General features: G+C 61.8%; 23 protein-coding genes and 1 tRNA gene. 22 read left to right on the plus strand and 2 right to left on the minus strand.

Features of this window, described 5'->3' with window-relative positions:
• Positions 1-8 precede the first annotated feature (8 nt).
• The 18 genes from nuoF (at position 9) to ABVQ20_RS04465 (ending at position 19458) form a co-directional block, all read left to right on the plus strand.
• Positions 9-1313, plus strand: a complete 1305-nt coding sequence (nuoF, locus tag ABVQ20_RS04380) for an NADH-quinone oxidoreductase subunit NuoF (RefSeq protein WP_354458274.1) — start codon at positions 9-11, stop codon at positions 1311-1313.
• A gap of 77 nt (positions 1314-1390) precedes the next feature.
• Positions 1391-2104 carry a helix-hairpin-helix domain-containing protein gene (locus ABVQ20_RS04385; protein ID WP_354458276.1) on the plus strand — a complete coding sequence of 238 codons (714 nt, stop codon included), beginning with the start codon at positions 1391-1393 and terminating at the stop codon, positions 2102-2104.
• A 9-nt stretch (positions 2105-2113) separates the two neighbouring features.
• Positions 2114-2425, plus strand: coding sequence for a pentapeptide repeat-containing protein (locus ABVQ20_RS04390; protein WP_354458277.1), 312 nt, complete (start codon positions 2114-2116; stop codon positions 2423-2425).
• Positions 2425-4506: an NADH-quinone oxidoreductase subunit NuoG gene (nuoG, locus tag ABVQ20_RS04395; protein WP_354458278.1), complete on the plus strand. Its 2082-nt coding sequence runs from the start codon at positions 2425-2427 to the stop codon at positions 4504-4506. Before ABVQ20_RS04390 ends, nuoG begins: the two co-directional genes overlap by 1 nt.
• 2 nt (positions 4507-4508) lie before the next feature.
• A complete protein-coding gene (nuoH, locus tag ABVQ20_RS04400; RefSeq protein ID WP_354458280.1) occupies positions 4509-5552 on the plus strand; it encodes an NADH-quinone oxidoreductase subunit NuoH in 1044 nt (347 codons plus the stop codon).
• Complete coding sequence (nuoI, locus tag ABVQ20_RS04405) at positions 5552-6043, plus strand: NADH-quinone oxidoreductase subunit NuoI (protein ID WP_354458282.1); 492 nt, start codon at positions 5552-5554, stop codon at positions 6041-6043. The genes nuoH and nuoI overlap by 1 nt, the downstream gene beginning before the upstream one ends.
• A 219-nt stretch (positions 6044-6262) precedes the next feature.
• A complete protein-coding gene (locus ABVQ20_RS04410; RefSeq protein ID WP_354458283.1) occupies positions 6263-6883 on the plus strand; it encodes an NADH-quinone oxidoreductase subunit J in 621 nt (206 codons plus the stop codon).
• 1 nt (position 6884) lies between these two features.
• Positions 6885-7193, plus strand: a complete 309-nt coding sequence (nuoK, locus tag ABVQ20_RS04415) for an NADH-quinone oxidoreductase subunit NuoK (RefSeq protein WP_227346766.1) — start codon at positions 6885-6887, stop codon at positions 7191-7193.
• A gap of 10 nt (positions 7194-7203) precedes the next feature.
• Positions 7204-9177 (plus strand): NADH-quinone oxidoreductase subunit L, encoded by a 1974-nt coding sequence (gene nuoL, locus ABVQ20_RS04420; protein WP_354458284.1) that lies wholly within the window; start codon positions 7204-7206, stop codon positions 9175-9177.
• On the plus strand, positions 9177-10682 hold the full coding sequence (locus ABVQ20_RS04425) for an NADH-quinone oxidoreductase subunit M (RefSeq protein WP_354458286.1): 1506 nt from the start codon (positions 9177-9179) through the stop codon (positions 10680-10682). The genes nuoL and ABVQ20_RS04425 overlap by 1 nt, the downstream gene beginning before the upstream one ends.
• Positions 10683-10700: 18 nt before the next feature.
• Positions 10701-12137, plus strand: a complete 1437-nt coding sequence (nuoN, locus tag ABVQ20_RS04430; RefSeq protein ID WP_354458287.1) for an NADH-quinone oxidoreductase subunit NuoN — start codon at positions 10701-10703, stop codon at positions 12135-12137.
• A 4-nt stretch (positions 12138-12141) separates the two neighbouring features.
• The gene (locus ABVQ20_RS04435; RefSeq protein WP_354458289.1) at positions 12142-12963 is read left to right on the plus strand and encodes a biotin--[acetyl-CoA-carboxylase] ligase; all 822 of its coding nucleotides are present in this window, start codon (positions 12142-12144) and stop codon (positions 12961-12963) included.
• Positions 12964-13011: 48 nt separating this feature from the next.
• Positions 13012-14682 (plus strand): ribonuclease J, encoded by a 1671-nt coding sequence (locus tag ABVQ20_RS04440; protein ID WP_354458290.1) that lies wholly within the window; start codon positions 13012-13014, stop codon positions 14680-14682.
• A 158-nt stretch (positions 14683-14840) separates the two neighbouring features.
• Positions 14841-15245, plus strand: coding sequence for a methylmalonyl-CoA epimerase (gene mce / locus ABVQ20_RS04445; protein ID WP_354458291.1), 405 nt, complete (start codon positions 14841-14843; stop codon positions 15243-15245).
• Positions 15242-15526 carry a DUF1467 family protein gene (locus tag ABVQ20_RS04450; RefSeq protein ID WP_354458292.1) on the plus strand — a complete coding sequence of 95 codons (285 nt, stop codon included), beginning with the start codon at positions 15242-15244 and terminating at the stop codon, positions 15524-15526. The genes mce and ABVQ20_RS04450 overlap by 4 nt, the downstream gene beginning before the upstream one ends.
• Positions 15527-16157: 631 nt before the next feature.
• The gene (gene proS, locus ABVQ20_RS04455; protein ID WP_354458293.1) at positions 16158-17486 is read left to right on the plus strand and encodes a proline--tRNA ligase; all 1329 of its coding nucleotides are present in this window, start codon (positions 16158-16160) and stop codon (positions 17484-17486) included.
• Positions 17483-18769 (plus strand): lipoprotein-releasing ABC transporter permease subunit, encoded by a 1287-nt coding sequence (locus ABVQ20_RS04460; protein WP_354458294.1) that lies wholly within the window; start codon positions 17483-17485, stop codon positions 18767-18769. Before proS ends, ABVQ20_RS04460 begins: the two co-directional genes overlap by 4 nt.
• The gene (locus ABVQ20_RS04465; protein WP_354458295.1) at positions 18766-19458 is read left to right on the plus strand and encodes an ABC transporter ATP-binding protein; all 693 of its coding nucleotides are present in this window, start codon (positions 18766-18768) and stop codon (positions 19456-19458) included. Before ABVQ20_RS04460 ends, ABVQ20_RS04465 begins: the two co-directional genes overlap by 4 nt.
• Positions 19459-19533: 75 nt before the next feature.
• Here the strand turns inward: ABVQ20_RS04465 and ABVQ20_RS04470 are convergent, their stop codons facing one another.
• Positions 19534-20304 carry a tetratricopeptide repeat protein gene (locus ABVQ20_RS04470; RefSeq protein ID WP_354458296.1) on the minus strand — a complete coding sequence of 257 codons (771 nt, stop codon included), beginning with the start codon at positions 20302-20304 and terminating at the stop codon, positions 19534-19536.
• 693 nt (positions 20305-20997) lie between these two features.
• Between ABVQ20_RS04470 and ABVQ20_RS04475 the strand changes: the two genes are divergently transcribed.
• Positions 20998-21396 (plus strand): nuclear transport factor 2 family protein, encoded by a 399-nt coding sequence (locus ABVQ20_RS04475; protein WP_354458297.1) that lies wholly within the window; start codon positions 20998-21000, stop codon positions 21394-21396.
• Between the two features lie 424 nt (positions 21397-21820).
• Positions 21821-23071, plus strand: coding sequence for a site-2 protease family protein (locus ABVQ20_RS04480; RefSeq protein WP_354458298.1), 1251 nt, complete (start codon positions 21821-21823; stop codon positions 23069-23071).
• An 18-nt stretch (positions 23072-23089) separates the two neighbouring features.
• On the opposite strand, the gene lipB is transcribed toward ABVQ20_RS04480, so the two are convergent.
• Positions 23090-23833 (minus strand): lipoyl(octanoyl) transferase LipB, encoded by a 744-nt coding sequence (lipB, locus tag ABVQ20_RS04485; RefSeq protein WP_354458300.1) that lies wholly within the window; start codon positions 23831-23833, stop codon positions 23090-23092.
• A 267-nt stretch (positions 23834-24100) separates the two neighbouring features.
• Here lipB and ABVQ20_RS04490 point away from each other — a divergent pair.
• Both ABVQ20_RS04490 and ABVQ20_RS04500 read left to right on the plus strand, forming a co-directional pair.
• Positions 24101-24185: transfer RNA gene (locus tag ABVQ20_RS04490), tRNA-Leu, on the plus strand.
• Between the two features lie 490 nt (positions 24186-24675).
• A complete protein-coding gene (locus ABVQ20_RS04500; protein WP_354458301.1) occupies positions 24676-25344 on the plus strand; it encodes an outer membrane protein in 669 nt (222 codons plus the stop codon).
• Positions 25345-25381 lie beyond the last annotated feature (37 nt).

Here is a 25381-nt window from a genome sequence, read left to right on the forward strand (position 1 = left end):
GACGAAAAATGCTTCAGGACAAAGACCGTATCTTCAACAACATCTACGGCCTCTTCGACAAGTCGCTGGCCGGCGCGATGTCGCGCGGCGCCTGGGACGGCACACCCGGCATCGTCGCCAAGGGGCGCGACTGGATCGTCAACGAGATGAAGGCGTCAGGCCTGCGTGGTCGTGGCGGCGCCGGCTTCCCGACGGGCCTGAAATGGTCGTTCATGCCCAAGCAGAGCGACGGCCGCCCAAGCTATCTGGTCGTCAACGCCGACGAATCTGAGCCCGGCACCTGCAAGGACCGCGACATCCTGCGCAACGACCCGCACACGCTGGTCGAGGGCTGCCTGATTGCTGGCTTCGCCATGGGGGCGGTCGCCGCCTACATCTATGTGCGCGGCGAGTTCATCCGCGAGCGCGAGGCGCTGCAGCGCGCCATCGACGAGGCCTATGAGGCCAAACTGATCGGCAAGGGCAACACGTCCGGCTACGATTTCGATGTCTACATGCACCACGGCGCCGGCGCCTATATCTGCGGCGAGGAAACGGCGCTGCTCGAAAGCCTCGAAGGCAAGAAGGGCCAGCCGCGGCTGAAGCCGCCATTCCCGGCCAATGTTGGCCTCTATGGCTGCCCGACGACCGTCAACAATGTCGAATCGATCGCGGTTGCGCCGACCATCCTGCGTCGGGGCGCGGCCTGGTTCTCGTCCTTTGGCCGGCCCAACAATGTCGGCACCAAGCTGTTCTGCATCTCCGGCCACGTCAACAATCCGTGTACCGTCGAAGAAGCGATGTCGATCCCGTTCCGTGAGCTGATCGAGACGCATTGCGGCGGCATTCGTGGCGGCTGGGACAATCTGCTGGCGGTCATTCCGGGCGGCGCTTCGGTGCCGTTGGTGCCGGCCGCGCAGATCATCGACGCGCCGATGGATTTCGACGCGCTGCGCGACCTGAAGTCGGGCTTGGGCACCGCGGCTGTCATCGTCATGGACAAGTCGACCGATATCGTGAAGGCGATCGCGCGGCTCTCTTATTTCTACAAGCATGAGAGCTGCGGCCAGTGCACGCCGTGCCGCGAAGGCACGGGCTGGATGTGGCGGGTGATGGAGCGGCTGGTGCGCGGCGAGGCGCAGAAGCGCGAGATCGACATGCTGCTCGACGTGACCAAGCAGGTCGAAGGCCACACGATCTGCGCGCTGGGCGACGCGGCGGCATGGCCGATCCAGGGCCTGATGCGGCATTTCCGCGGCGAGGTGGAGCGGCGCATCGACGAGTTTTCGCGCAACGCGCACCGGGCCGAGCCGGTGATGGTGGCGGCGGAATAGAAGAATTTGTGAATGGGCGAAAGCCCGAAGCGAATAAACGGGGCGGGGCGAAACGAAGAATCGACCAGGAGATATCTATGGCGCCGTATTCGACACCCTACCCACTGATGCCCAATTTGGACCAGCTCGAGAAGATGAACCAGGACCTGACCAGGATGATGCCGAAGGAGATGGCCAGCGCCGTCAACCTTTTCGCGCACCCTGTCGCGGGCGCGGCGGCGATGTCGGCGCTGGGCATCGGGCTGGCCAACCACGCCTTCGGCGTGTGGCTGGGCGCGCTTTCGGGTGCTGCCGAAGCCTCGCAAAGGCTGCTGCAGCCGATCATCGATGATTTCGAGGCAGCGACGGGGCGCTTTTCCGATATCGACGACAGCTCGTCCATCAAGGCGCGCGCGGCCACCATCACCTTGATCGCCGAGGCGCAATCCTTTGCACGAGACGTGACCGACATCGCCACGCCCGCCGTGGACGATGTACGGGACGCTGCCGAGGCGACACCGGCAGCCGTTGACAATGCGCCGACCGGCTTGCTGCCTGAGGATTTTCGCCAACCCAAGTCGATGGACCGTCCGGCGCTGTCGGAAGACCTGAAGAGGATTTCGGGTGTCGGGCCGAAGCTGGAGAAGGTGCTCAACGGGCTGGGGATCTGGACGTTTGGCCAGATCGCCGCCTGGACGCCGGAAGAGATCGCCTGGGTCGATGATTACCTGTCGCTCAAGGGACGCATCGGCCGTGACGACTGGACCCGGCAGGCGGCAGCACTTGTGCTGGCTACCAAGGCCAAGAGGTAGGGGCTGGGGATGGAGCTTCACGACAGACGCGATGTTCTCGACGTGCGCAGTGCGATCGTCAGCAATTCGAGCTTTGACGACGTGAACATGTCGAACACGCGGTTTCACAATGTGAACCTGTCGGTGTCCACCATCCTGCGCGCCAACCTGAGCAACGCCAAGGTGGAAGACGTGAACCTCTCGAACGCGCATTTCACCAATGTGAACATGAGCAACGTGAAGATAGAAAACGCTGAGGTCGCCGGGATGATGATCAACGGCATCAGTCTCGGCGATCTGTTGAAAGCATATGAGACGGCGAAAACCGCCGGGGGCAATTGATGGCAAAGCTCAAGGTCGACGGGAAAGAAATCACTGTACCCGACCACTATACGCTGCTGCAGGCGGCTGAGGACGCGGGCGCGGAAGTGCCGCGCTTCTGCTTCCATGAGCGGCTGTCGATCGCCGGCAATTGCCGCATGTGCCTGATCGAGGTGAAGGGCGGGCCGCCCAAGCCGCAGGCATCCTGCGCCATGGGCGTGCGCGACCTGCGTCCTGGCCCGAACGGCGAGCCGCCGGAAATCTTCACCAACACGCCGATGGTCAAGAAGGCCCGCGAAGGCGTGATGGAATTCCTGCTGATCAACCATCCGCTGGATTGCCCTATCTGCGACCAGGGCGGCGAATGCGACCTGCAGGACCAGGCGATGGCGTTCGGCGTCGATTCCTCGCGCTATCACGAGAACAAGCGCGCGGTTGAAGACAAGTATATCGGCCCGCTGGTCAAGACGGTGATGAACCGCTGCATCCACTGCACGCGCTGCGTCCGCTTCACCACCGAAGTCGCCGGCATTTCCGAACTCGGCCTGATCGGCCGTGGCGAGGATGCCGAGATCACCACTTATCTCGAAAGCGCGATGACCTCCGAACTGCAGGGCAATGTCATCGATCTCTGCCCGGTCGGCGCGCTGACCTCCAAGCCCTTCGCCTTCCAGGCGCGGCCGTGGGAACTGACCAAGACCGAATCCATCGACGTGATGGACGCTGTCGGCTCGGCGATCCGCATTGACAGCCGTGGTCGCGAAGTGATGCGCATCCTGCCGCGCGTCAACGAGCAGGTGAACGAGGAGTGGATCTCCGACAAGACCCGCTTCATCTGGGACGGATTGCGCACGCAACGCCTCGACCGTCCGTATGTGCGCAAGGACGGCAAGCTGGTTCCGGCGAGCTGGGCCGACGCGTTCGCCGCGATCAAGGATGCGGTGTCGAAGGCAGCACCCGACAAGATCGGCGCCATTGCCGGCGATCTCGCCGCCGTCGAGGAAATCTATGCGTTGAAGCTGCTGATGGCCTCGCTCGGCTCGAAGAATGTCGACTGCCGCCAGGATGGCGCCGCGCTTGATCCGTCACTCGGCCGGGCCAGCTACATCTTCAATCCGACCATCGAGGGTATCGAACAGGCCGACGCAGTGCTGATCATCGGCGCCAACCCGCGTTTTGAGGCCTCGGTGCTCAATGCCCGTATCCGCAAGCGCTGGCGGATCGGCAATCTGCCGGTCGGCGTCATCGGCGAGATCGGCGACACGCGCTACGATTACGAACAGCTGGGCGCCGGGCCGGATTCGCTGAAGGATCTGGCTGATGGCAACGGCAAGTTCTTTGAGGTTCTGAAGAAGGCAACGCATCCGCTGATCATCGTCGGCCAGGGCGCGCTGGCGCGTGCCGATGGCGCGGCTGTGCTGGGCCAGGCAGCGAAACTCGCCGCGGCCGTCAATGCTTCCCGTGCCGACTGGAACGGCTTTGCGGTGCTGCACAATGCGGCTGGGCGCGTCGGAGGCCTCGATGTCGGCTTCGTGCCGGGCGAGGGCGGCAAGGATGTCGCGGGCATGCTTGGCGAGACGGAAGTCCTGTTCCTGCTCGGCGCCGACGAGATCGACATGGCCAAGACCGGCGGCGCGTTCGTCGTCTATATCGGCACACATGGTGACCAGGGCGCGCACCGCGCCAATGTCATCCTGCCGGCGGCTGCCTACACCGAAAAGTCGGGCACCTATGTCAACACGGAAGGCCGTGTGCAGCAGACCAACCGCGCTGGTTTCGCGCCGGGCGACGCACGCGAGGATTGGGCGATTCTGAGAGCGCTGTCGGATGTGCTGGGCAAGAAGCTGCCCTTCGATTCGCTGCCGCAGCTGCGCGCGAAACTCTATGGCGAATACCCGCATCTTGCCCGCATCGATCAGGTCGCGGCCGGCAATGCCGATGATATCGCCAACGTGGCGAAGCTCGGCGGCAGGCTGAACAAGGGCACGTTCACCTCGCCGGTGAAAGACTTCTACCTGACCAACCCGATAGCGCGGGCGTCCGCTGTCATGGCGGAATGCTCGGCACTGGCCAAGAGCGGCTTCAAGCAGGCGGCGGAATAAGCATGGAAACCTTCTTCTCCTTCTACGTGCTGCCGGCGCTGATCATTCTTCTGAAGTCGGTCGTGCTGATCGTCGTGCTGCTGATCTTCGTGGCCTATATCCTCTATGCCGACCGCAAGATCTGGGCGGCGGTGCAGTTGCGCCGTGGCCCGAACGTGGTTGGACCCTGGGGCACGCTGCAGGCCTTCGCTGACCTGTTGAAGTTTGTGTTCAAGGAGCCGGTGATCCCGTCAGGCGCCAACAAGGGCGTGTTCCTGCTGGCGCCACTGGTGTCGGCGGTGTTGGCGATCTCTGCCTGGGCGGTCATTCCGGTCAACGAGGGCTGGGCCGTCGCCAACGTCAACGTCGGCATCCTCTATGTCTTCGCCATCTCCTCGCTCGAAGTGTATGGCGTGATCATGGGCGGCTGGGCGTCCAACTCGAAATATCCGTTCCTCGGCGCCCTGCGTTCGGCGGCCCAGATGGTGTCCTACGAAGTCTCGATCGGCTTCGTCATCGTCACGGTGCTGCTCACCGCCGGCTCGCTCAACCTGACCGATATCGTGCTGTCGCAGCATGATGGCATTGGCACGCGGCTTGGGTTGCCCAACACCTTCCTCGACTGGAACTGGCTGGCGCTGTTCCCGATGTTCATCATCTTCTTCATCTCGGCGCTGGCTGAGACGAACCGGCCGCCCTTCGACCTTGTCGAGGCCGAATCGGAACTGGTCGCCGGCCACATGGTCGAATATTCGTCGACCCCGTTCCTGCTGTTCTTCCTCGGCGAATATGTCGCGATCGTGCTGATGTGCGCGCTGGCAACCATCCTGTTCCTTGGCGGCTGGCTGCCTCCGTTCGACTTCGCGCCCTTCACCTGGGTGCCCGGCGTCATCTGGTTCGTGCTGAAGGTCTGCTTCGTGTTCTTCGGCATCTCGATGGTGAAGGCGTTCGTGCCGCGCTACCGGTACGACCAGCTGATGCGTCTCGGCTGGAAGGTGTTCCTGCCGATCTCGCTGTTCATGGTGGTCGCCACCGCAGCCTTCCTCAAGATCACGGGGTTTGCGTGATGTCCGCTCTTTCCCAGGCCGCAAAATCGCTGCTGCTGCAGGATTTCGTCAGCGCCTTCTTCCTCTCGATGCGTCAGTTCTTCGCGCCGAAGGAGACGATCAACTATCCGCACGAGAAGGGGCCGACCAGCCCGCGCTTCCGTGGCGAGCACGCGCTGCGTCGCTATCCCAATGGCGAGGAACGCTGCATCGCCTGCAAATTGTGCGAGGCAATCTGCCCGGCGCAGGCCATCACCATCGAAGCCGGTCCGCGGCGCAATGACGGCACGCGCCGCACCGTGCGCTATGACATCGATATGGTGAAGTGCATCTATTGCGGCTTCTGCCAGGAAGCCTGCCCGGTCGACGCCATCGTCGAGGGGCCGAATTTCGAATTCGCGACGGAGACGCGCGAGGAACTCTACTACGACAAGGACAGGCTGCTGGCGAACGGCGACCGGTGGGAGCGCGAACTGGCGCGCAACATCGCGCTGGACTCGCCCTATCGCTGAATTGGACGGGGCGAGGGGCCTCGCCTGAGGGGATGATCCCGGCGTTTCGGGCAAGATCATCCTTCGGAACGACAGAGTTGCCCATGTTTCTTTCGGTCGGGCCTTTCAACCCGATCGGAACATGGGCTAGGACAACGCGGCTTCGGCACCGGAGGCGGAACGAAGCCATAGATACGGACAGGGCGTGAGCCAGTCCGGACAGGAACCCGGGGGAACCCCATGCTGAGTGGACTAGAGGCGGCCTTTTTCTACCTCTTCGCCTTTGTCGCGGTGGCGTCGGCGTTCATGGTTATTTCATCGCGCAACCCGGTGCATTCGGTGCTGTTCCTGATCCTGACCTTCTTCAACGCCGCCGGCCTGTTCATGCTGACCGGGGCCGAGTTCCTGGCGCTGATCCTGATCGTCGTCTACGTCGGCGCGGTGATGGTGTTGTTCCTGTTCGTCGTCATGATGCTCGACGTCGACTTCGCTGAAATGAAAGAGGGCGCCCTGCAATACGCACCGATCGGCGCGCTGGTCGGGCTGATCCTGGCGGCGGAACTGATCGTCGTGCTCGGGGGCTATACATTCGCGCCGAAGCTCGCCGCGACGGTGTCCAAGCCCATTCCGGATCTCGCGACGCGCACGAACACAGCGGCGCTCGGCGACATCCTCTATACGGACTACCTCTACTACTTCCAGGTTTCGGGGCTCATCCTGCTGGTGGCCATGATCGGCGCCATCGTGCTGACGCTGCGCCACAAGCCGGGCGTCAAGCGACAGTCGATCGCAGCCCAGGTCGGCCGCACGCCGGCCACCGGAATGGAAATCCGCAAGGTCAAGACAGGCGAGGGACTCTGAGATGGTCGTCGGCATCGCGCACTACCTCACCGTATCGGCGATCCTGTTCACGCTGGGCGTGTTCGGCATCTTCCTGAACCGCAAGAACATCATCGTCATCCTGATGTCGATCGAGCTGATCCTGCTGGCGGTCAACATCAATTTCGTCGCCTTCTCGGCGGTGCTCGGCGATCTGGTCGGCCAGGTGTTCGCGCTGTTCGTGCTGACGGTCGCGGCGGCTGAGGCCGCCATCGGACTGGCGATTCTCGTCGTCTTCTTCCGCAACCGCGGCTCGATCGCGGTCGAAGACGTGAACATGATGAAGGGTTGACGGGGCTATTATGTATCAAGCGATCGTCTTCCTTCCCCTGCTTGGCTTCCTGATCGTCGGCCTGTTCGGCAATTCGCTCGGCGCCAAGGCATCCGAATACATCACCTCGGGCTTCCTGGTGATATCGGCCGTGCTGTCATGGGTCGCCTTCTTCGCCGTCGGCTTCGGCCATGGCGAAGTGTTCACTGTGCCGGTGCTGCGCTGGATCCAGTCGGGTGGGCTCGAGGCGTCCTGGGCGCTGCGCATCGACACGCTGACGGTGGTGATGCTGGTGGTGGTCAACACTGTCTCGGCGCTGGTCCACATCTACTCGATCGGCTACATGCACCACGATCCGAACCGGCCGCGTTTCTTCGCCTATCTTTCGCTGTTCACCTTCGCCATGCTGATGCTGGTGACGGCCGATAATCTCGTGCAGATGTTCTTCGGTTGGGAAGGGGTGGGCCTGGCTTCCTATCTGCTGATCGGCTTCTGGTACAAGAAGCCGTCGGCTAACGCCGCCGCCATCAAGGCCTTCGTCGTCAACCGTGTCGGCGATTTCGGCTTCGCGCTCGGCATCTTCGGCGTGTTCGTGCTGTTCGGCTCGGTCAATCTGGGCACCATCTTCGCCAATGCGGCGACCTACATTCCGGCCGAAGGCGCACCGCAAGGAGCCGCCGTGCTGACCTTCCTTGGCCATGCGCTGGACAAGCAGGCGGCCATGACCATCGTGTGTCTGCTGCTGTTCATGGGCGCCATGGGCAAGTCCGCGCAGGTGCCACTGCACACCTGGCTGCCAGACGCCATGGAAGGCCCGACGCCGGTTTCCGCGCTGATCCATGCCGCCACCATGGTGACGGCCGGCGTGTTCATGCTGGCGCGCCTGTCGCCGCTGTTCGAACTGTCGCATTCGGCGCTGACCGTGGTCACCTTCATCGGCGCCTTCACCGCCTTCTTCGCGGCGACGGTCGGCCTCGTCCAGAACGATATCAAGCGCGTCATCGCCTATTCGACCTGCTCACAGCTCGGTTACATGTTCGTGGCGCTGGGCGTCGGCGCCTACGGTGCCGCGATCTTCCACCTGTTCACGCATGCTTTCTTCAAGGCGCTGCTGTTCCTCGGCTCGGGCTCGGTCATCCATGCCGTCTCCGACGAGCAGGACATGCGCAAGATGGGCGGGCTGCGGAAGCTGATCCCCACCACCTACTGGATGATGGTGATCGGCACGCTGGCGCTGACCGGCGTCGGCATTCCGGTGACGGTCATTGGCACCGCCGGCTTCTTCTCCAAGGACGCGATCATCGAGAGTGCCTTTGCCGGACACAATTCGGTCGCTAGCCTTGCCTTCATACTGCTGGTCATCGCCGCCTGCTTCACCTCCTTCTATTCCTGGCGCCTGATCTTCATGACCTTCCACGGCAAGCCGCGGGCGAGCCATGACGTCATGCATCACGTCCATGAATCGCCGCCGGTCATGCTGGTGCCGCTGTTCATCCTGGCCGCTGGCGCATTGTTCGCGGGCATCATCTTCCACGGCGCCTTCATCGGTGAGGGCTATGCCGAGTTCTGGAAGGCGTCGCTGTTCACGCTGCCGGACAACCACATCCTGCACGAGATCCATGAACTGCCGCTGTGGGTCGAGTTGTCGCCCTTCATCGCCATGGTCATCGGCTTCGCGCTGGCCTGGAAATTCTACATCCGCTCGCCGGAAATGCCGGTGAACCTGGCTGCGCAGCATCGCGGGCTCTATGCCTTCCTGCTCAACAAGTGGTATTTCGACGAGCTCTACGACTTCCTGTTCGTGCGGCCGGCGAAGCGCCTCGGTACCTTCCTGTGGAAGACCGGTGACGGCACCATCATCGACGGTCTCGGCCCCGACGGTATTTCAGCGCGCGTCGTCGACGTCACCAACCGGGTCGTCAAGCTGCAGACCGGCTACCTCTATCACTATGCCTTCGCCATGCTGATCGGCGTTGCCGCACTCGTCACCTGGATGATGCTCTGATGACCGCCTGGCCCATTCTGTCGCTGGTCACCTTCCTGCCGCTGGTTGGTGTGCTGCTTATCCTGTTCATCAACGATGACAGCGAGAACGCACGCCGCAACATCCGCGCCATCGCGCTGTTGACGACGACCTTCACCTTTCTGATCTCGCTGTTCATCTGGACCGGCTTCGACAATTCGCAGGCGGGCTTCCAGTTCGTCGAGAAGGTTGCCTGGCTCGACTCCGGCATCTCCTACCATATGGGCGTCGACGGCATTTCCATGCTGTTCGTCATCCTCACCACCTTCCTGATGCCGCTCTGCATCCTGGCGTCGTGGGAATCGATCGAAAAGCGCGTCAAGGCCTACATGATCGCCTTCCTGCTCTTGGAAACGCTGATGATCGGCGTGTTCTGCGCGCTTGACATCGTGCTGTTCTACGTCTTCTTCGAAGCCGGCCTGATCCCGATGTTCATCATCATCGGCGTGTGGGGCGGCAAGCGGCGCGTCTACGCCTCGTTCAAGTTCTTCCTCTACACGCTGGCCGGCTCGGTGCTGATGCTGCTCGCCATCATGGCGATGTTCTACCAGTCCGGCACCACCGACATCCCGACGCTTTTGACGCACAACTTCCCGGCCAACATGCAGACATGGCTATGGCTGGCCTTCTTCGCCTCCTTCGCGGTGAAGATGCCGATGTGGCCGGTGCACACCTGGCTGCCCGATGCACACGTCGAGGCGCCAACCGCGGGTTCGGTGATCCTGGCCGGCATCCTCCTGAAGATGGGCGGGTACGGCTTCCTGCGCTTCTCGCTGCCGATGTTCCCGCTGGCGTCCGAGATGTTCGCGCCGCTGGTCTTCACGCTCTCCGTCGTCGCCATCATCTACACTTCGCTGGTGGCGCTGATGCAGGCGGACATGAAGAAGCTGATCGCCTATTCGTCGGTCGCGCACATGGGCTTCGTCACCATGGGCATCTTCGCGATGAACCAGGAAGGCATCCAGGGCTCGATCTTCCAGATGCTCAGCCACGGCCTTGTGTCCGGTGCGCTGTTCCTCTGCGTCGGCGTCATCTATGACCGCATGCACACACGCGAGATCGACGCCTATGGCGGCCTGGTCAACAACATGCCGAAATACGCCACAGTGTTCCTGATCTTCACCATGGCCAATGTCGGCCTGCCCGGCACCAGCGGCTTCGTTGGTGAGTTCCTGACCATGCTCGGCGTGTTCAAGGTCAACACCTGGGTGGCGTTCTTCGCCGCCACCGGCGTCATCCTGTCGGCCGCCTATGCGCTCTGGCTCTACCGCCGGGTCATCTTCGGCGCGCTGACCAAGGACAGCCTGAAGGGCCTGCTCGACCTGTCGTTGCGCGAGAAGGTGATCATCTACCCGCTGGTCGTGCTGATCATCTTCTTCGGCGTCTATCCGGCACCCGTCTTCGACGCGACGGCCCAATCGGTCAAAGCGCTCGTCACCAATGTCACCGCATCCATCGGCACCGCGCAGACCGCGGCGGCGAACTGACCAGGGGTTTTGCGAACCATGACGCCGGACCTTATCTCCAGCCTGTCGCTCTCGACGCCAGAGCTCATCCTCGCCATCGGCGCCCTCGTGCTCTTGATGGTTGGCGCCTATTCGCGCGGAAACACCAGCACCCTGGTGACCGGCCTTGCCGTTATCGTGCTGGTGATTGCCGGCGGATGGATGATCTTCTCCACCGGGCAGGGCAATGCCTATGGCGGCGCCTTCATCCAGGATTCCTTCGCTCGCTTCATGAAGGTGCTGGCGCTGGTCGGCTCGGCGGTGACGCTGGTCATGTCGGTGCGCTTTGCCAAGGCCGAGCATTTCGACAAGTTCGAATATCCGGTGCTGATCCTGCTGTGCACGCTCGGCATGATGCTGATGATCTCGGCAAACAGCATGATCGGGCTCTATCTCGGCCTCGAACTGCAGTCGCTGGCGATCTACGTGCTGGCCGCGATCAACCGCGACAATCTGCGCTCGACCGAAGCCGGCCTGAAGTATTTCGTCCTTGGCGCGCTGTCGTCAGGCATGCTGCTCTATGGCATCAGCCTGGTCTATGGCTACACCGGCAACACCGGCTTCCAGGAGATCGCCACCGCACTGGGCAGCGGCGAGCGTCAACTCGGCCTCGTCTTCGGCCTGGTCTTCGTGCTGGCAGGCCTTGCCTTCAAGATCTCGGCGGTGCCGTTCCATATGTGGACGCCCGACGTCTATGAAGGTGCGCCGACGCCGGTGACGGCATTCCTGGCGGCGGCGCCGAAGATGGCGGCAATGGCGCTCTTGGTGCGCGTCACCATGGGCGCGTTCAAGCCGATCGCTTCCGACTGGCAGCAGATCATCGTCTTCATCTCGATCGCCTCGATGGTGCTCGGCGCCTTCGCCGCGATCGGCCAGACCAACATCAAGCGGCTGATGGCCTATTCGTCCATCGGCCATATGGGCTATGCGCTGGTCGGCCTTGCCGCCAACAGCCAGGACGGCGTGCGCGGCGTCGCCATCTACATGCTGATCTATCTGGTGATGACTCTGGGCACCTTCGCCTTCATCCTCGCCATGCGGCGCAAGGAAGGCAATGTCGAGCGGATCAGCGATCTGGCCGGCCTGTCGTCGACCAATCCGATCATGGCGACCATCCTGACCATCCTGATGTTCTCGCTGGCCGGCATCCCGCCGCTCGCCGGGTTCTGGGGGAAGTGGTACGTCTTCCTCGCCGCCATCAACGCCCACCTCTACGCGTTGGCGATCATCGGCGTTCTGGCTTCCGTGGTGGGCGCCTATTACTACCTGCGCATCATCAAGATCATGTGGTTCGATGAACCGGTCGGCGGCTTCGTGCCGATGGGCAGTGAACTGCGCCTCGTGCTCGGCGTCTCCGGCGCCTTCGTGCTGTTCTACGTGCTGATCGGCGGGCCGATCAGCACTTACGCCGAAGCCGCCGCCAAGACATTTTTCTGACGGGATGGCATTTCGGCTGGCTCCAACCTCGGCGTCGGAAGGGTTCCGGCTCGAGGCGCATGACAGCGTCGGCTCCACCAATGCGGTGGCGCTCGACCATGCAAGGGCAGGTGACCCCGGCAATTTATGGGTCGTCTCCAAGAAGCAGGAAAACGGGCGTGGCCGGCGTGGCCGTGCCTGGTTGTCGCCCGAGGGCAATCTGGCGGCGACGCTGCTTGTCATCACCAAGGCCGAGCTCAGGCTCGCGGCGACACTCGGTTTTGTCGCTGGCCTGGCTCTCTCCGATGCATTGGATGCTGTCGTGCCGAAGGGCCGGATCGCTGTAGGACTCGACGGCGCCAGCGAAGGCCGAAATCGCTTCGAACTGAAATGGCCCAATGATGTGTTGGCCTCCGGCGCCAAGCTTGCCGGCATACTGCTGGAATCGGCGGTGCTGGAAGGCGGCCGTTTCGGCGTTGCGGTCGGCATCGGCGTCAATGTTGTGGCTTTTCCCGACGATCTGCCTTATCCGGCGACATCGCTTGGCGCGTTGGGGGCGACATGCGATGCGGAAACGCTGTTCCTGGCGCTGTCGGATGCCTGGAGCGAGAATGCCCGGCTGTGGAATGACGGACGCGGGCTTTCCGCGATCAGGCAGCGTTGGCTGAAGCGTGCCGCGGGGCTTGGTGGGCAGGTTGCTGTCAGAATTGACGGTAATGTGGTGCGCGGTACATTCGAAACCATTGACGAGGACTGCCGTTTCGTGATCCGCGACGATCAGGGCTCGGTTCTGACGATCGCCGCCGGCGACGTCCATTTCGGCGCGGTTGCGTCGGCCCGTGTTTGATGGGCTTGGTTTGATGGGCTTGGCTTGACCGGCCAGGAAGGGAATATCATGGCGAAAGCGGAAAACGCTGAACTCGTCTTCGTGCCACTCGGCGGCGTCGGCGAGATCGGCATGAACTTCGCACTCTATGGCTACGGTCCGGCCAATGCGCGCGAATGGATCGTCATCGATGTCGGCGTGACCTTTCCCGATGCCAGCCTGCCGGGCGTCGACCTGGTGCTGCCCGACACGCGCTTCATCGAGGAGAACCTCGCCAATCTGCGCGGCATCATCATCACCCATGCGCATGAAGACCATTATGGTGCGTTGCTCGACACCTGGCCGAAGATCAAGGCGCCGGTCTGGATGACGCCGTTCAGCGCCGGCTTGCTGGAAGCCAAGCGCCAGGGCGAACAGGGCGCGCCGAAAATCCCGGTGACAATCTACAAGGCGGGCGAGACGTTCACCGTCGGTCCGTTCCAGATCGAGGCGATCCCGGTCGCGCATTCGATTCCAGAACCGATGTCGCTGGCCATCACCACCCCGCTCGGCACGGTCATTCACACCGGCGACTGGAAGATCGATCCGGAACCGACGATTGGACCCAAGACCGACGAAGCGCGTTTTCGCGCTTACGGCGAGAAGGGTGTTCTGGCACTGATCTGCGATTCGACCAATGCGCTGCGGGAAGGCGAGTCTCCCTCGGAAGTGGCGGTTGGAGAAGGCCTCAAAGGCGTTATCCAGAGCGCCAAGGGCCGCGTCGCCGTCACTACATTCTCCTCCAATGTGGGACGTATCGTTTCCATCGCCCGGGCGGCGCGCGATGCCGGCCGCCAGTGCCTGGTGCTGGGCCGCTCGCTCAAGCGCGTCATCGATGTGGCCGGCGAGCTCGGCTACATGGACGGCCTGCCCGAATTCATCGGCGAGGAGGATTACGGCTTCATCCCGCGCGAGAACCTGGTCATCATCTGCACCGGCAGCCAGGGCGAGCCGCTGGCGGCACTTGCGAAACTGTCGCGTGAGGAGATGAAGTCGGTGTCGCTGACGGCCGGCGATACCGTGGTGTTTTCATCGCGCACCATTCCCGGCAATGAGAAGGCGATCCTCGAAATCAAGAACCGGCTCATCGACCTTGGCATCAAGATCATCGAGGATGGCGATGCGCTGGTGCATGTTTCCGGCCATCCGCGCCGCAGCGAATTGCGCAAGATGTATGAATGGGTGCGTCCTCAGATCGGCGTTCCCGTCCATGGCGAGGCCGCGCATCTGGTCGCGCAGGGATCGCTGATGTCGATGTCCGGCATCGGCCAGGTGGCGCAGGTGCGCGACGGCGACATGCTGCGGCTTGCTCCTGGCGCCGCCACCATCATCGACCAGGTACCATTCGGCCGTGTCTACAAGGACGGCAGGCTGATCGGCACCGACCAGGCGATGGGCATTCGTGACCGGCGCAAGCTGTCCTTTGCCGGCCATGTTGCGGTCAACGTCGTGCTGGACGACAAGTACGAACTGGCCGGCGACCCCGATCTGGTCGCGATTGGCGTCGCCGAAGCCGATGCCAGCGGCGAGACGCTCGAGGACCTGATGATCGATGCGGCGGTCGGCGCGGTGGACTCAATTCCCCGTCAGCGCCGGAAAGACCTCGACCTAGTGCAGGAGGCGGTGCGTCGCGCCGTGCGCGGCGCCGCCAACGAAGCCTGGGGCAAGAAGCCGCTGGTGACGGTGTTTGTCACAAGGTGAAGAATAGGGGAATAAGGGAGTAGGGCAGTAAGGCAATAGGGCAATAGGGCAATAGGGAAGGCAAGTAGCGTCGCGCTCGACCTTCAGCCCGTTTTCCCTACTGCCATACTGCCATACTGCCTTATTGCCCTACTCCCCTAACCCATCACGGAGCTCAAATGCTCGGACGCCTGAACCATGTGGCGCTTGCCGTACCGGACCTGACTGCCGCTGTTGCCGCCTATCGCAATACGCTGGGCGCCCACGTGGCCGAGCCTCTGGCGCTGCCCGAACATGGCGTCACCGTGGTGTTTGTCGATGTCGGCAACACCAAGATCGAATTGCTGGAGCCGCTGGGCGAGGGGTCGCCGATCGCTGCGTTCCTCGAGAAGAGCCCTTCCGGCGGCATGCATCATCTGTGCTACGAAGTGGAGGACATCCTGGCTGCTCGAGATCAGCTCAAGGCCGCCGGTGCGCGTGTGTTGGGTGACGGAAACCCGAAGCTCGGTGCGCATGGCAAGCCGGTGCTGTTCCTGCATCCCAAGGATTTCTTCGGCACTCTGATCGAACTGGAACAATCATGAGCTGGGTTTCGTTCACCGCGCTGTTCTTCGCAACCTGGTGGGTTGTGTTGTTCGCCGTGCTGCCGTTCAGCGTCAGGACGCAGGACGACGATCATGACGTGACGCTGGGCACGGTTCCGAGTGCGCCGCGCGGGCCGCATATGCTGCGCGCCATCATCCGCACCACCCTCGCGACGGCGGTTGTCATGGGCATTTTCTATGGCCTGACGCACGGACTTGGGTACAGTCTCGACGAGATCCCGCACATCATCCCGGAAGCGTCGCAGGCACCTGCAAAATAGGTTCGTCGGCAAAGCAGCCTGGGGTGTCCCTGGGTGAAGCGCCAGTCCGGTCGAATGGCCGGGCTGTGGCATTGAGCCTCGCGCTGACGCGAGGTCATGCGGTTTGAGAGCTCTTGGCGCTAAGCAGATGTTTGCACAAAAAAAATGCAAGGCACGAGGCCTTGCAATTTAAACGCGTCCGATCTGTTTCCGGTTTCCGGCGGCAGCGAGTAACCGCGCCTAGATCGCATCCTCCCAAGACTTTGACCGCGTAGGAGAGCAGATTTTTCTCTGCCCTCTCGGTTATCGGGGCACACTAGCCTAAGGCAGATGAAAATGTCACGAAGAATTTTGCCCTGAAACGGGCAATCTCGTGCTGCACTGCACAATAGTGCGGCAGCCTTTGCTTGCAAAAAGAACAGTAAGCTATGTGGGTGAACTATTGTTCACCGAGAGCGCCGCGTCCGTCGGAGGCGCAAGGGATACCCAGGCACGTTGAAGTTGCACATCGAGCGGTGCGACGATCGATTTCCGATTTCGGACCGATGCGGCGGGCCGGGTTTCCATCCGGCCATGAAATGGCTATGAAGCCGGGGCAAGCAAGCCAGTGCCGTGCGATTCCTGCGCGGTCTCCTCACTCACGGACCAGTCCATGCGTTTGTCGCGCTATTTCCTGCCCATCCTCAAAGAAAATCCTCGCGAGGCCGAAATCGTCTCGCACCGGCTGATGCTGCGTGCCGGCATGATCCGCCAGCAGGGGCAAGGCAGCTTTTCCTGGCTGCCACTGGGCAAGCGGGTGCTGGACAAGGTCTGCCAGATCATTCGCGAGGAGCAGGACCGCGCCGGTGCGCTCGAAATCCTGATGCCGACGATCCAGTCCGCCGAGTTGTGGCGCGAAAGCGGCCGCTATGACGACTATGGCAAGGAGATGCTGCGCATCAAGGACCGCCAGGACCGCGACATGCTCTATGGTCCGACCAATGAGGAAGTGGTCACCGAGATCGTGCGCGCCTATGTGAAGTCCTACAAGGACCTGCCGCTCAATCTCTACCACATCCAGTGGAAATTCCGCGACGAGGTGCGGCCCCGCTTCGGCGTGATGCGCTCGCGCGAATTCCTGATGAAGGACGCCTATTCCTTCGATCTCGACTTCGAGGGCGCCAAGGCGGCCTACAACCGCATGTTCGTGTCCTATCTCAGAACGTTCACGCGCATGGGCCTGCAGGCGATTCCGATGCGGGCGGATACCGGCCCTATCGGCGGTGACCTCAGCCACGAATTCATCATCTTGGCCGAAACCGGCGAGAGCCAGGTCTACTGCGAGCGTGAGTACCTTTCGCTGCCCGTGCCGGGCGCGGACACCAACTTCTCCGATGACACCGAGATCGCCGACATCGTCAAGACATGGACGACGCCTTACGCCGCCACCGACGAAATGCACGACGAGGCGGCCTGGGCAAAAGTCGGCGAAAGCGACAGGGTCTCGGCACGCGGCATCGAGGTTGGCCACATCTTCCATTTCGGCGACAAATACTCAAAGCCGATGGGCGCCAAGGTGACCGGGCCTGACGGCAAGGATCACTTCGTGTCGGGAGGTTCCTACGGCATCGGGCCGTCGCGGCTCGTCGCGGCGATCATCGAGGCCAGCCATGACGACAACGGCATCATCTGGCCCGAGGCGGTCGCGCCCTTCGATATCGGCCTGATCAACATGAAGGTGGGCGACGCCGAATGCGACCGCGTCTGCGGCGAGCTTCATGCGGCCTTCGTCGCTGCCGGCAAGGACGTGCTCTATGATGACACCGACCAGCGGCCGGGCGGCAAGTTCGCCACCGCCGACCTGATCGGCTTGCCTTGGCAGGTGATCGTGGGACCGCGCGGCGTGGCCGCGGGCGAGATCGAGATCAAGAACCGCAAGACAGGCGAGCGCGAGACGCTGCCCCTGGCCGAAGCGAAGAAGCGATTCGGTGCCGCCGCATGAGCGAGGCCGCGGTAGCGAGATCAGCGGGCGCCGGCCCTTTTTCCGTCTTCGAGCGCATGGTGGCGTGGCGCTATTTGCGCTCGCGGCGCAAAGAGACGGTGATCTCCGTCATCGCCTCGATCTCTTTCCTCGGCATCATGCTGGGGGTGGCCACGCTGATCGTCGTCATGGCGGTCATGAACGGGTTTCGCGCTGAACTTTTGACGCGCATCCTCGGCGTCAACGGCCACCTGATCGTGCAGCCGATCGACACGCCGCTGGAAGACTATGCGCAGGTCGCCGGCCGTATCAACGGCGTGGCCGGCGTCAAATATGCCATTCCACTGATCGACGGACAGGTGCTGGCGCAAGGCAGTGTCGGCGGCGGCGCCGGCGCGCTGGTGCGTGGCATACGCGGTGAAGATCTCAGCAAGATCTCGATCGTCGCCAGCAATATCAAGCAGGGCACGATCGCCAATTTCGACGCCAGCGACGGTGTCGCCATCGGCAGCCGCATGGCGGAGAATCTCGGCCTCGCGCTCGGCGACACCATCACGCTGATTTCGCCCAACGGCGACGTGACGCCGCTCGGCACGACGCCGCGCATGAAGGGCTACAAGGTCAACGCCATCTTCGAAGTCGGCATGTCCGAGTATGACAGTTCCATCGTCTATATGCCGTTTCCAGAAGCACAGCTCTATTTCAACATGGACAGGCAAGCGCAGACGATCGAGATCTATGTCGACAATCCCGATGATGTCGACGCGCTGAAGCCGAAGGTGGAAGAGGCGGCGCAGCGGCCGGTCTTCCTGACCGACTGGCGCGAGCGCAACCAGACGTTCTTCTCCGCCCTCCAGGTCGAACGCAACGTGATGTTCATGATCCTGACGCTGATCGTGCTGGTGGCCGCCCTCAACATCATTTCCGGCCTGATCATGCTGGTGAAGGACAAGGGCCACGACATCGCCATCCTGAGGACGATGGGGGCTTCGCGAGGAGCCATCCTGCGTATCTTCCTGATGACGGGGGCCGCCATCGGCGTGGTCGGCACCATCGCCGGCGTTTTGCTTGGCGTCGTCATCTGTCTCAACATCGAGCGGATCCGCGAATTCTTCTCCTGGGTCTCGGGCACGGTGCTGTTCAATCCGGAACTCTATTTCCTGAGCCAGCTGCCCGCCCGCATGGACGCCAGCGAGACGATCTCGGTGGTGATCATGGCGCTGGTGCTGTCGTTCTTGGCAACCCTGTTTCCGGCGTGGCGCGCGGCCAGGCTCGATCCTGTCGAAGCCCTGAGGTACGAATGATGGCCGAGGCCATTATCGAGTTGAAGAGCGTCGAGCGGCACTATGTCCAGGGGCCGCGCAAGCTCACCATCCTCAACGGGGTCGATTTTTCGCTGAAGCGCGGAGAGATGGTGGCGCTGGTGGCGCCATCCGGCACCGGCAAGTCGACGCTCCTGCACACCGCCGGCTTGCTGGAGCGACCCGATGCCGGCGACGTCATCCTGGCCGGCCGCGCCTGCGGGCGTCTTTCCGACGATGAGCGTACCGCGATCCGCCGCAACGATATTGGTTTCGTCTACCAGTTCCATCATCTGCTGCCGGAATTCTCGGCGCTCGAAAACATCATGATGCCGCAGCTGATCAAGGGGCTGTCGCGCAAGGAAGCCTCTGAACGCGCGGCGCAACTGCTCGACTATATGCAGATCGGCAAGCGCGCGCTGCACCGCCCGTCCGAATTGTCCGGCGGCGAGCAACAGCGCGTCGCCATTGCACGCGCGGTTGCCAATGCGCCGCTGGTCCTGTTCGCCGACGAGCCGACAGGCAATCTCGACCCTGTCACTGCTTTGTATGTGTTCGAGGCGCTGGGTGCGCTGGTCAAGCAATCGGGCCTTGCGGCACTGATCGCCACCCACAATCACGAACTGGCCTCGCGCATGGACCGCCGTGTTACGCTGGCAGACGGCAAGGTGGTGCCTCTCGGCTCGGGCTGACCTCAGATCTTGGCTAGGGGCAGCCGGTCGTTCGAGCAGCTGTAGTGGCTGCGTCAGGCGTCCATGCCGTCCCGGCTAGTCGCCGCGACTGACATCAAGCTGCCTTGAAGGCTTGCCCATAGCGGGCTTGATGGTCGCAATCGCAGTTGCGACGTCCGGATCACCGGGAACGGCCCGACTGTAGGCCAGAAGATCGTTTGCCGCAGAGTCGAGATCACCAAGGGCGAGGTGCGCCATACCGCGCTGCTTGAGGGCGGCCAAATTGCCGGGGTCTTGGGCAATGGCGCGAGAAAGGTCCTCGATAGCCTCATTTGTACGGCCGGCTTCCACTTTGATTCTTGCTCGTTCAACCATGAATCCCGCGTTGTTGGGGTCGAGGGAGATTGCTTGGTTGAAATCGCTCAAAGCCGCAGGAAACTGTTTCAGGTCTTCAAAAACAAGGCCACGCCTGTGATAGACAAAGGCTTTGTGCGGCGCCATGTCTACTGCGTGATTGGCGTCCGCGAGAGCCTCTTGAAGAAGGCCGAGGGATCGTAGGGCGGCCATGCGATTGTCAACATAGCCAGCCACAGTCGGATTCGCTGCGATGAGACGTGAGAAATCTTTGACAGCTTCGGAAAATATTCCGAGTTGCATGAGCGCATTGCCCCTTCGAAGAAGAAGGCGGTCCGTCATCTCACCGCCAGATCTACCCCTCAATGCAATTGAGCAATAATAGACCTTGTCGTTCGGTGTCTTCGAATGAATGCAGCGCTCCACGTCGGCGTTGGCGGCGTCCGAAATGCCACTAACGAAAGCGACTGGGATCAGGCCTATCGCCAAAATTCCAAGAAACCGCCAAGCCATCACAACACTCCCCACAGCCACAGGCGAAGTATCACGAGAAATTTGCCGATGACGAGGGTGCCTTGATGAGAAGGATGCGTCGTACCCCCAAAGTCGCCTGGGAAATGACCAAGCGACCAAGGTAAAGGCCGGCGCTCTCGTCGGGCGGGGGCGTTGGGGTTGGACGGCCGCCATGGTGCAGAGCAGGTCCACTGCACCAAACCCTGGCAACCGGCCAGGCACTCGCGAAATGGCGTGATCGCGGAACCGTTTCGGTGTGATACGATCCTGGGCACTCGCTGGTCGGAGGCCACCGTGAAAAGGATCATTCTCGGGGTTGGGGCGTTGCTATTCTTGGTGGCCATCCTGGCGACCGTCTATTCCTTGATCTTCGGTTGCCCGCATGGCGGTTCATACCGGTGCGTGCAGGGCTTCAATCGGGAAGTCTGTGGCTGCCCGCAATCGTAGCTTTCGCGGCGCTCCTGTCGCGAACGGCCTGGAATCTCGCGTAGGCAATGGCAGCTTCACCCGGCCCCTCCCATTCAGGATGAGGACCCTTCAGGGTCATTCTGATCTAGATAGGATTACATCCTAATATGAAGTTCGAATCCGTGAGCGCCTGAATAGCGGCTCGATCATCCTGAACGCCCAAGAGCTTCGAAATTCAATCTACTGGATGGTGACAAGGCGCAGCACAAGGAGGACGCTAGGAAGATGACGGACCGGGAAGACTTCCTGGCGTGGGTGAAGACCTCGCTGTACCAAGCCGAGCTTGCCCTCCACAACGGTGACCCGGCGCCACGCCGGGCGCTCTGGTCCCATCGTGAGCCGGTCAGCGTTCTCGGTGCGTGGCGCAACGCCAACGGTCAAGCCGAGGTTGATGACCTCTTCGCCCATCTGGGAAAGAGCTTCTCGAACTGCACGTCATTCGTCTTCGAGGTGCAGGCGTACGAAGTAATCGGCGACATGGCCTACACAGCTGGGCTGGAGCGCACGTCCGTTTCGGTCGACGGTAAGCCGCGCACATACACGTTGCGCGTCACTCAGGTCTATCGCCGGGAGGACGGCCAGTGGAGAGTCGTCCACCGTCATGGCGACACCGTGGCCGAATGATGGCGGATGGCTTCCCCATGGTGGAGGCCTGACGAGGTCTTGGGTTTGGCCGCGTGCTCAGAGAATATTACACACCGATAAGGGGCAATCTTCAACGCCGTTTGACAGGGACCCGGTTAACCTTTCGCTAACCGAGCTGTTTTCTGCGGCTATCTCCATACCCATTCGGTCATTGACTTTAGAACAAAATTAGAACAAATTAGCAACATATCGACAACAGGAGAGCGTTATGACCGATCTTGTTCAGGATGTTGTGTCTCTGGTGTGCATGAGTGCGTTTCTGATTTCCATGGCGATGTGGATCGGAGCGATGTGAGGAACAGCGCCTCGTCGCTGATGTTTTCTGCTGGCGAGGAGGCTGCGCTGTTAAGCCTTTCTTGCCGCCATGACGCTAGGGTGCCCTGAAGACAGGGAGTAGCACTAGGTGTCGCCCATCGTCACGGCCATTCTCGTGGCCGCCAATCTCGGGCTGATTTTTCTGCTGATGACCGTGCCGCTCGGTTTGCGCACGGTCAGGATCAGCCGCCTGGTGAAGATGGACCGGCAACGCCTCTGGCAGGCGCTGTGGCCGCTTGGGAGCGACGCCGGCTGGTCCGGCGAGATCCTTTCCGCCGAATCGCTGGGTGCTGGCGGCATGGTCCGGATAAGACTTTCCTGGGAGGGGCGCGACGGCCAACCCATCGAGCGCACGGTGATGCTCGAGGATGTGGAGGAGTACAGCCGCTTCTCGATGCGCGTTATCGAAGACACGGCTTTGGATTCGTCCTTCTGGGCGGACTATCGCGAAACCACCGAATTGGTCTCCGAGGGTGCTGGGACGCGGGTGATTCTCAGCCAGACCGATCGTTACCGCGGCATGGCCTTTCTGGTTTTCCGCTACTTCGCCATGCGCCGTGAGCTTGGCAAGTTGGAGATCTGGGCCAGGACCGGCGCGTATCGCAAGGGCGGCTGGTTCGAGCATCCGCTCAGCCAGGTCGGTTTTGCCATTCTTTCGGCACTCATCCTGTGGCCGTTCTTCGGATTGAACCTTGGTGGCCTGGCACTGGCCGCGATCCTGACATCGGTGGTCGCCCTGCACGAACTCGGCCACATGGCGGCGTTCCGACTGACAGGACATCGCAAGGCACGGATGATCTTCATTCCGCTGCTGGGCGGCATCGCCATTGGCGGGCGGCCCTATGACAGCCGTTTCGAAGTGGCGTTCGTGGCGTTGATGGGCGCGGGCTTTTCAGCCTTCCTGGTGCCGTTGCTGATGGCTGCCAGCATCCTTGCCGGCGGCGAGGGGCATCGGCTCGCGGCAGCGTTGCTGACGACGCTTGCCGGCTGCGCGGCGCTGTTCAACATCGCCAATCTGGTGCCGGTGTGGAAGTTCGATGGTGGCCAGGTGTTGCGCCAGATCTGTCCAGGCCCGATCGTGCTGGCGCTGGCCTCGTTTTCGCTGCTGTCCGCCTTTCTGGCGCTCGGGTCGCGCGCCGGCTTTTCATCCAACTTCCTGCTTGGCACCGGCGCCGTCTTTGCAATCCTCAGCCTGCTGACGATGCGCAGTGGCGTGAAACCACGCCATGAACTGAAGCCGATCCGCACCTTCGACCGATTCGTCATGGCGGCGGCGCTGCTGGCGGTGTTCGCCATCCACGGCTACGGGGTGTTGTGGGCTTCGGCACGGCTGATCTGAGCCGGTTGCCAGAGAGAATCAGCCAGCCTTGCGCGTGGCTTCCGCCTGCAGGGCGGTCGCCGGTCCGAACACATCCTCGAATGCCGACTTCAAGGCATGGTCGAGGTCGGCCATCGTCACCGGCAGGCCGAGATCGACAAGACTGGTGACGCCGTGGTCCTGAACGCCGCAGGGCACGATGCCGCCGAAATGCGCGAGATCCGGCTCGACATTGATGGCGATGCCGTGAAAGCTCACCCAGCGCCGCAGCCTTATGCCAATCGCGGCAATCTTGTCCTCGGCGGGTGAGCCGTCCGGCAGTGCGGGACGATCCGGCCGCACCACCCAGACGCCGACGCGGTCCTCACGCCGTTCGCCCAGCACATTGAAGGCGGCAAGCGTGCCGATGATCCACTGTTCGAGCGCGGCGACGAAGGCGCGCACATCCTCGCGTCGGCGCTTCAGGTCGAGCATGACATAGGCAACCCGCTGGCCCGGCCCGTGATAGGTGTATTCGCCACCGCGTCCGGCCGCGAACACCGGGAAGCGGTCCGGCTCGATGAGGTCTTCGATTCGGGCGGAAGTGCCGGCGGTGTAGAGCGGCGGATGCTCGACCAGCCAGACCATTTCGCCGGCAGCGCCGCTTCGGATCGCTTCGGCGCGCGCCTCCATGAAGGCAAGCGCATCGGGATAGGCGGTGAGGCCGGGTTCGATCCGCCATTCGACCGGCGCGGAACCGGGCAGGGGCAGGAACGACGTGGCTATCTGGCTGCGTTCTGTCATCACGGGTCTCGTCCACGGCTCGTCATTTCAAATGCACGACACGCCCTGGGTGTTTGTCTTGTCCATGTCACGATCCCAAACGCTCGGCGCCTTGGGCGACATTCCTTCATATGGCGGCAATCGGCCAAAACGTCCAGTTCACAGCGCGTTTCAACCTTCTCGACCACTATGCCAAAATCACTGGCGATTATTGCGTGCCGCGCACTTGTTTCCCCGGAAACGATTTGCTACACGCCGCGAGCCGGTTGGTTCCGGCTCCTACCACGTGCGGTCGTGGCGGAATTGGTAGACGCGCAGCGTTGAGGTCGCTGTGGGGCAACCCGTGGAAGTTCGAGTCTTCTCGACCGCACCATTCAAATTTCGGACCATTGAAATCATTGTGATTTCTCGGATTTCCCTCGCATCGCGTATCTCATGGTGCAGGCGTTGGGTGTTCTCGATCTTTTCGGAAGCCTGTTTTGCAGCCGCTTTCGATCGGCTGATTTCGTGTGGAGGCTCGCCATCGTTCCTCTCGTCCCGCCGAATAAAGCCTCAAGCTCTGCAACAGTGACACCGGATTCGGCCGCCTTTGTCGCGTCGATCTTGCGAACTCCGTGTGCCAACTCCTTCACGCCGGCTGCATTGATAGGTGTGGGCGACCACATTCATTCGACTGGGTAGACAGGCGGCCGGCGAACAGTCCGGCGTGTCGAAGCAGCAACAGGTGGGGCCATACGCGCATCAGACGATCCGCCTGTTGCTAGACTACAACATAAAATTGAAATCCTTCCAAGGAACACGCTGCGACATTTCTAATATTAGAAGCTGCCTCTATACCTCATGCAGTTCATGAGGGGCTTGTTATGAAACCTACGCTTCTTGCCGCTGCGGTTCTCGCCGCTCTGACCTCCACAGGAGCAATGGCCGCCGACGTTGTGGCTTCCGAGCCCGCACCGGTTGCTGCGACGTACAACTGGAGTGGGTTCTACGCTGGTGCGAACATTGGCGGCGGCTGGAGCCATGTCGACTGGGCGTTTCTGCCATCCCTAAACCCTGCCAACCACAGCGGCAGTGGCGTTTTGGGCGGCTTGCAGATTGGGTATAATTTTCAGAACAATAACATCGTCTACGGCATCGAGGCCGATATTTCCGCCGCGGACATCCATGGTGGAACTGCATGCCCCAACCCGACTTTCTCGTGCGATTCCAAGGTGAGCATGCTCGGCTCTGTGCGGGGTCGCCTCGGATGGACGGCGGACAGGTTGTTGGTCTATGGCACTGGCGGCCTTGGCTATGGAACGGTAGATATCTCCGATGTGAATTCTTCGGGAACTGTGTTCGGAACCAAGAAGACAAGGGCGGGATGGACGGCCGGAGCAGGCATTGAATATGCGCTTGATCAGCATTGGACGGTCAAGGGTGAGTACAAATATTTTGACCTCGGCAGAGCTGATTACTTCACCGATGGGGAGTTTGTTCGCGCGAAGACACAAATTCACACTGCTATAATCGGTGTGAACTACAAGTTCTGACCTGCTTCACCATGGAATTTCTTGGCCCTGGCATCGT

The sequence above is a fragment of the Mesorhizobium shangrilense genome (assembly GCF_040537815.1).
GTDB classification, from domain to species: domain Bacteria; phylum Pseudomonadota; class Alphaproteobacteria; order Rhizobiales; family Rhizobiaceae; genus Mesorhizobium; species Mesorhizobium shangrilense.

Bases quoted from the DNA above. Each gene is read 5' to 3' on its own strand.
- ABVQ20_RS04500 (WP_354458301.1), top strand. From the start codon at position 24,676: ATGAAACCTACGCTTCTTGCCGCTGCGGTTCTCGCCGCTCTGACCTCC.
- ABVQ20_RS04460 (WP_354458294.1), top strand. From the start codon at position 17,483: ATGAGCGAGGCCGCGGTAGCGAGATCAGCGGGCGCCGGCCCTTTTTCC.
- ABVQ20_RS04465 (WP_354458295.1), top strand. From the start codon at position 18,766: ATGATGGCCGAGGCCATTATCGAGTTGAAGAGCGTCGAGCGGCACTAT.
- ABVQ20_RS04440 (WP_354458290.1), top strand. From the start codon at position 13,012: ATGGCGAAAGCGGAAAACGCTGAACTCGTCTTCGTGCCACTCGGCGGC.
- ABVQ20_RS04390 (WP_354458277.1), top strand. From the start codon at position 2,114: ATGGAGCTTCACGACAGACGCGATGTTCTCGACGTGCGCAGTGCGATC.
- nuoL (WP_354458284.1), top strand. From the start codon at position 7,204: ATGTATCAAGCGATCGTCTTCCTTCCCCTGCTTGGCTTCCTGATCGTC.
- ABVQ20_RS04425 (WP_354458286.1), top strand. From the start codon at position 9,177: ATGACCGCCTGGCCCATTCTGTCGCTGGTCACCTTCCTGCCGCTGGTT.
- nuoK (WP_227346766.1), top strand. From the start codon at position 6,885: ATGGTCGTCGGCATCGCGCACTACCTCACCGTATCGGCGATCCTGTTC.
- nuoF (WP_354458274.1), top strand. From the start codon at position 9: ATGCTTCAGGACAAAGACCGTATCTTCAACAACATCTACGGCCTCTTC.
- ABVQ20_RS04450 (WP_354458292.1), top strand. From the start codon at position 15,242: ATGAGCTGGGTTTCGTTCACCGCGCTGTTCTTCGCAACCTGGTGGGTT.
- ABVQ20_RS04435 (WP_354458289.1), top strand. From the start codon at position 12,142: ATGGCATTTCGGCTGGCTCCAACCTCGGCGTCGGAAGGGTTCCGGCTC.
- ABVQ20_RS04470 (WP_354458296.1), bottom strand. From the start codon at position 20,304: ATGGCTTGGCGGTTTCTTGGAATTTTGGCGATAGGCCTGATCCCAGTC.
- lipB (WP_354458300.1), bottom strand. From the start codon at position 23,833: ATGACAGAACGCAGCCAGATAGCCACGTCGTTCCTGCCCCTGCCCGGT.
- ABVQ20_RS04475 (WP_354458297.1), top strand. From the start codon at position 20,998: ATGACGGACCGGGAAGACTTCCTGGCGTGGGTGAAGACCTCGCTGTAC.
- ABVQ20_RS04410 (WP_354458283.1), top strand. From the start codon at position 6,263: ATGCTGAGTGGACTAGAGGCGGCCTTTTTCTACCTCTTCGCCTTTGTC.
- nuoG (WP_354458278.1), top strand. From the start codon at position 2,425: ATGGCAAAGCTCAAGGTCGACGGGAAAGAAATCACTGTACCCGACCAC.
- nuoH (WP_354458280.1), top strand. From the start codon at position 4,509: ATGGAAACCTTCTTCTCCTTCTACGTGCTGCCGGCGCTGATCATTCTT.
- ABVQ20_RS04385 (WP_354458276.1), top strand. From the start codon at position 1,391: ATGGCGCCGTATTCGACACCCTACCCACTGATGCCCAATTTGGACCAG.
- mce (WP_354458291.1), top strand. From the start codon at position 14,841: ATGCTCGGACGCCTGAACCATGTGGCGCTTGCCGTACCGGACCTGACT.
- nuoN (WP_354458287.1), top strand. From the start codon at position 10,701: ATGACGCCGGACCTTATCTCCAGCCTGTCGCTCTCGACGCCAGAGCTC.
- proS (WP_354458293.1), top strand. From the start codon at position 16,158: ATGCGTTTGTCGCGCTATTTCCTGCCCATCCTCAAAGAAAATCCTCGC.
- nuoI (WP_354458282.1), top strand. From the start codon at position 5,552: ATGTCCGCTCTTTCCCAGGCCGCAAAATCGCTGCTGCTGCAGGATTTC.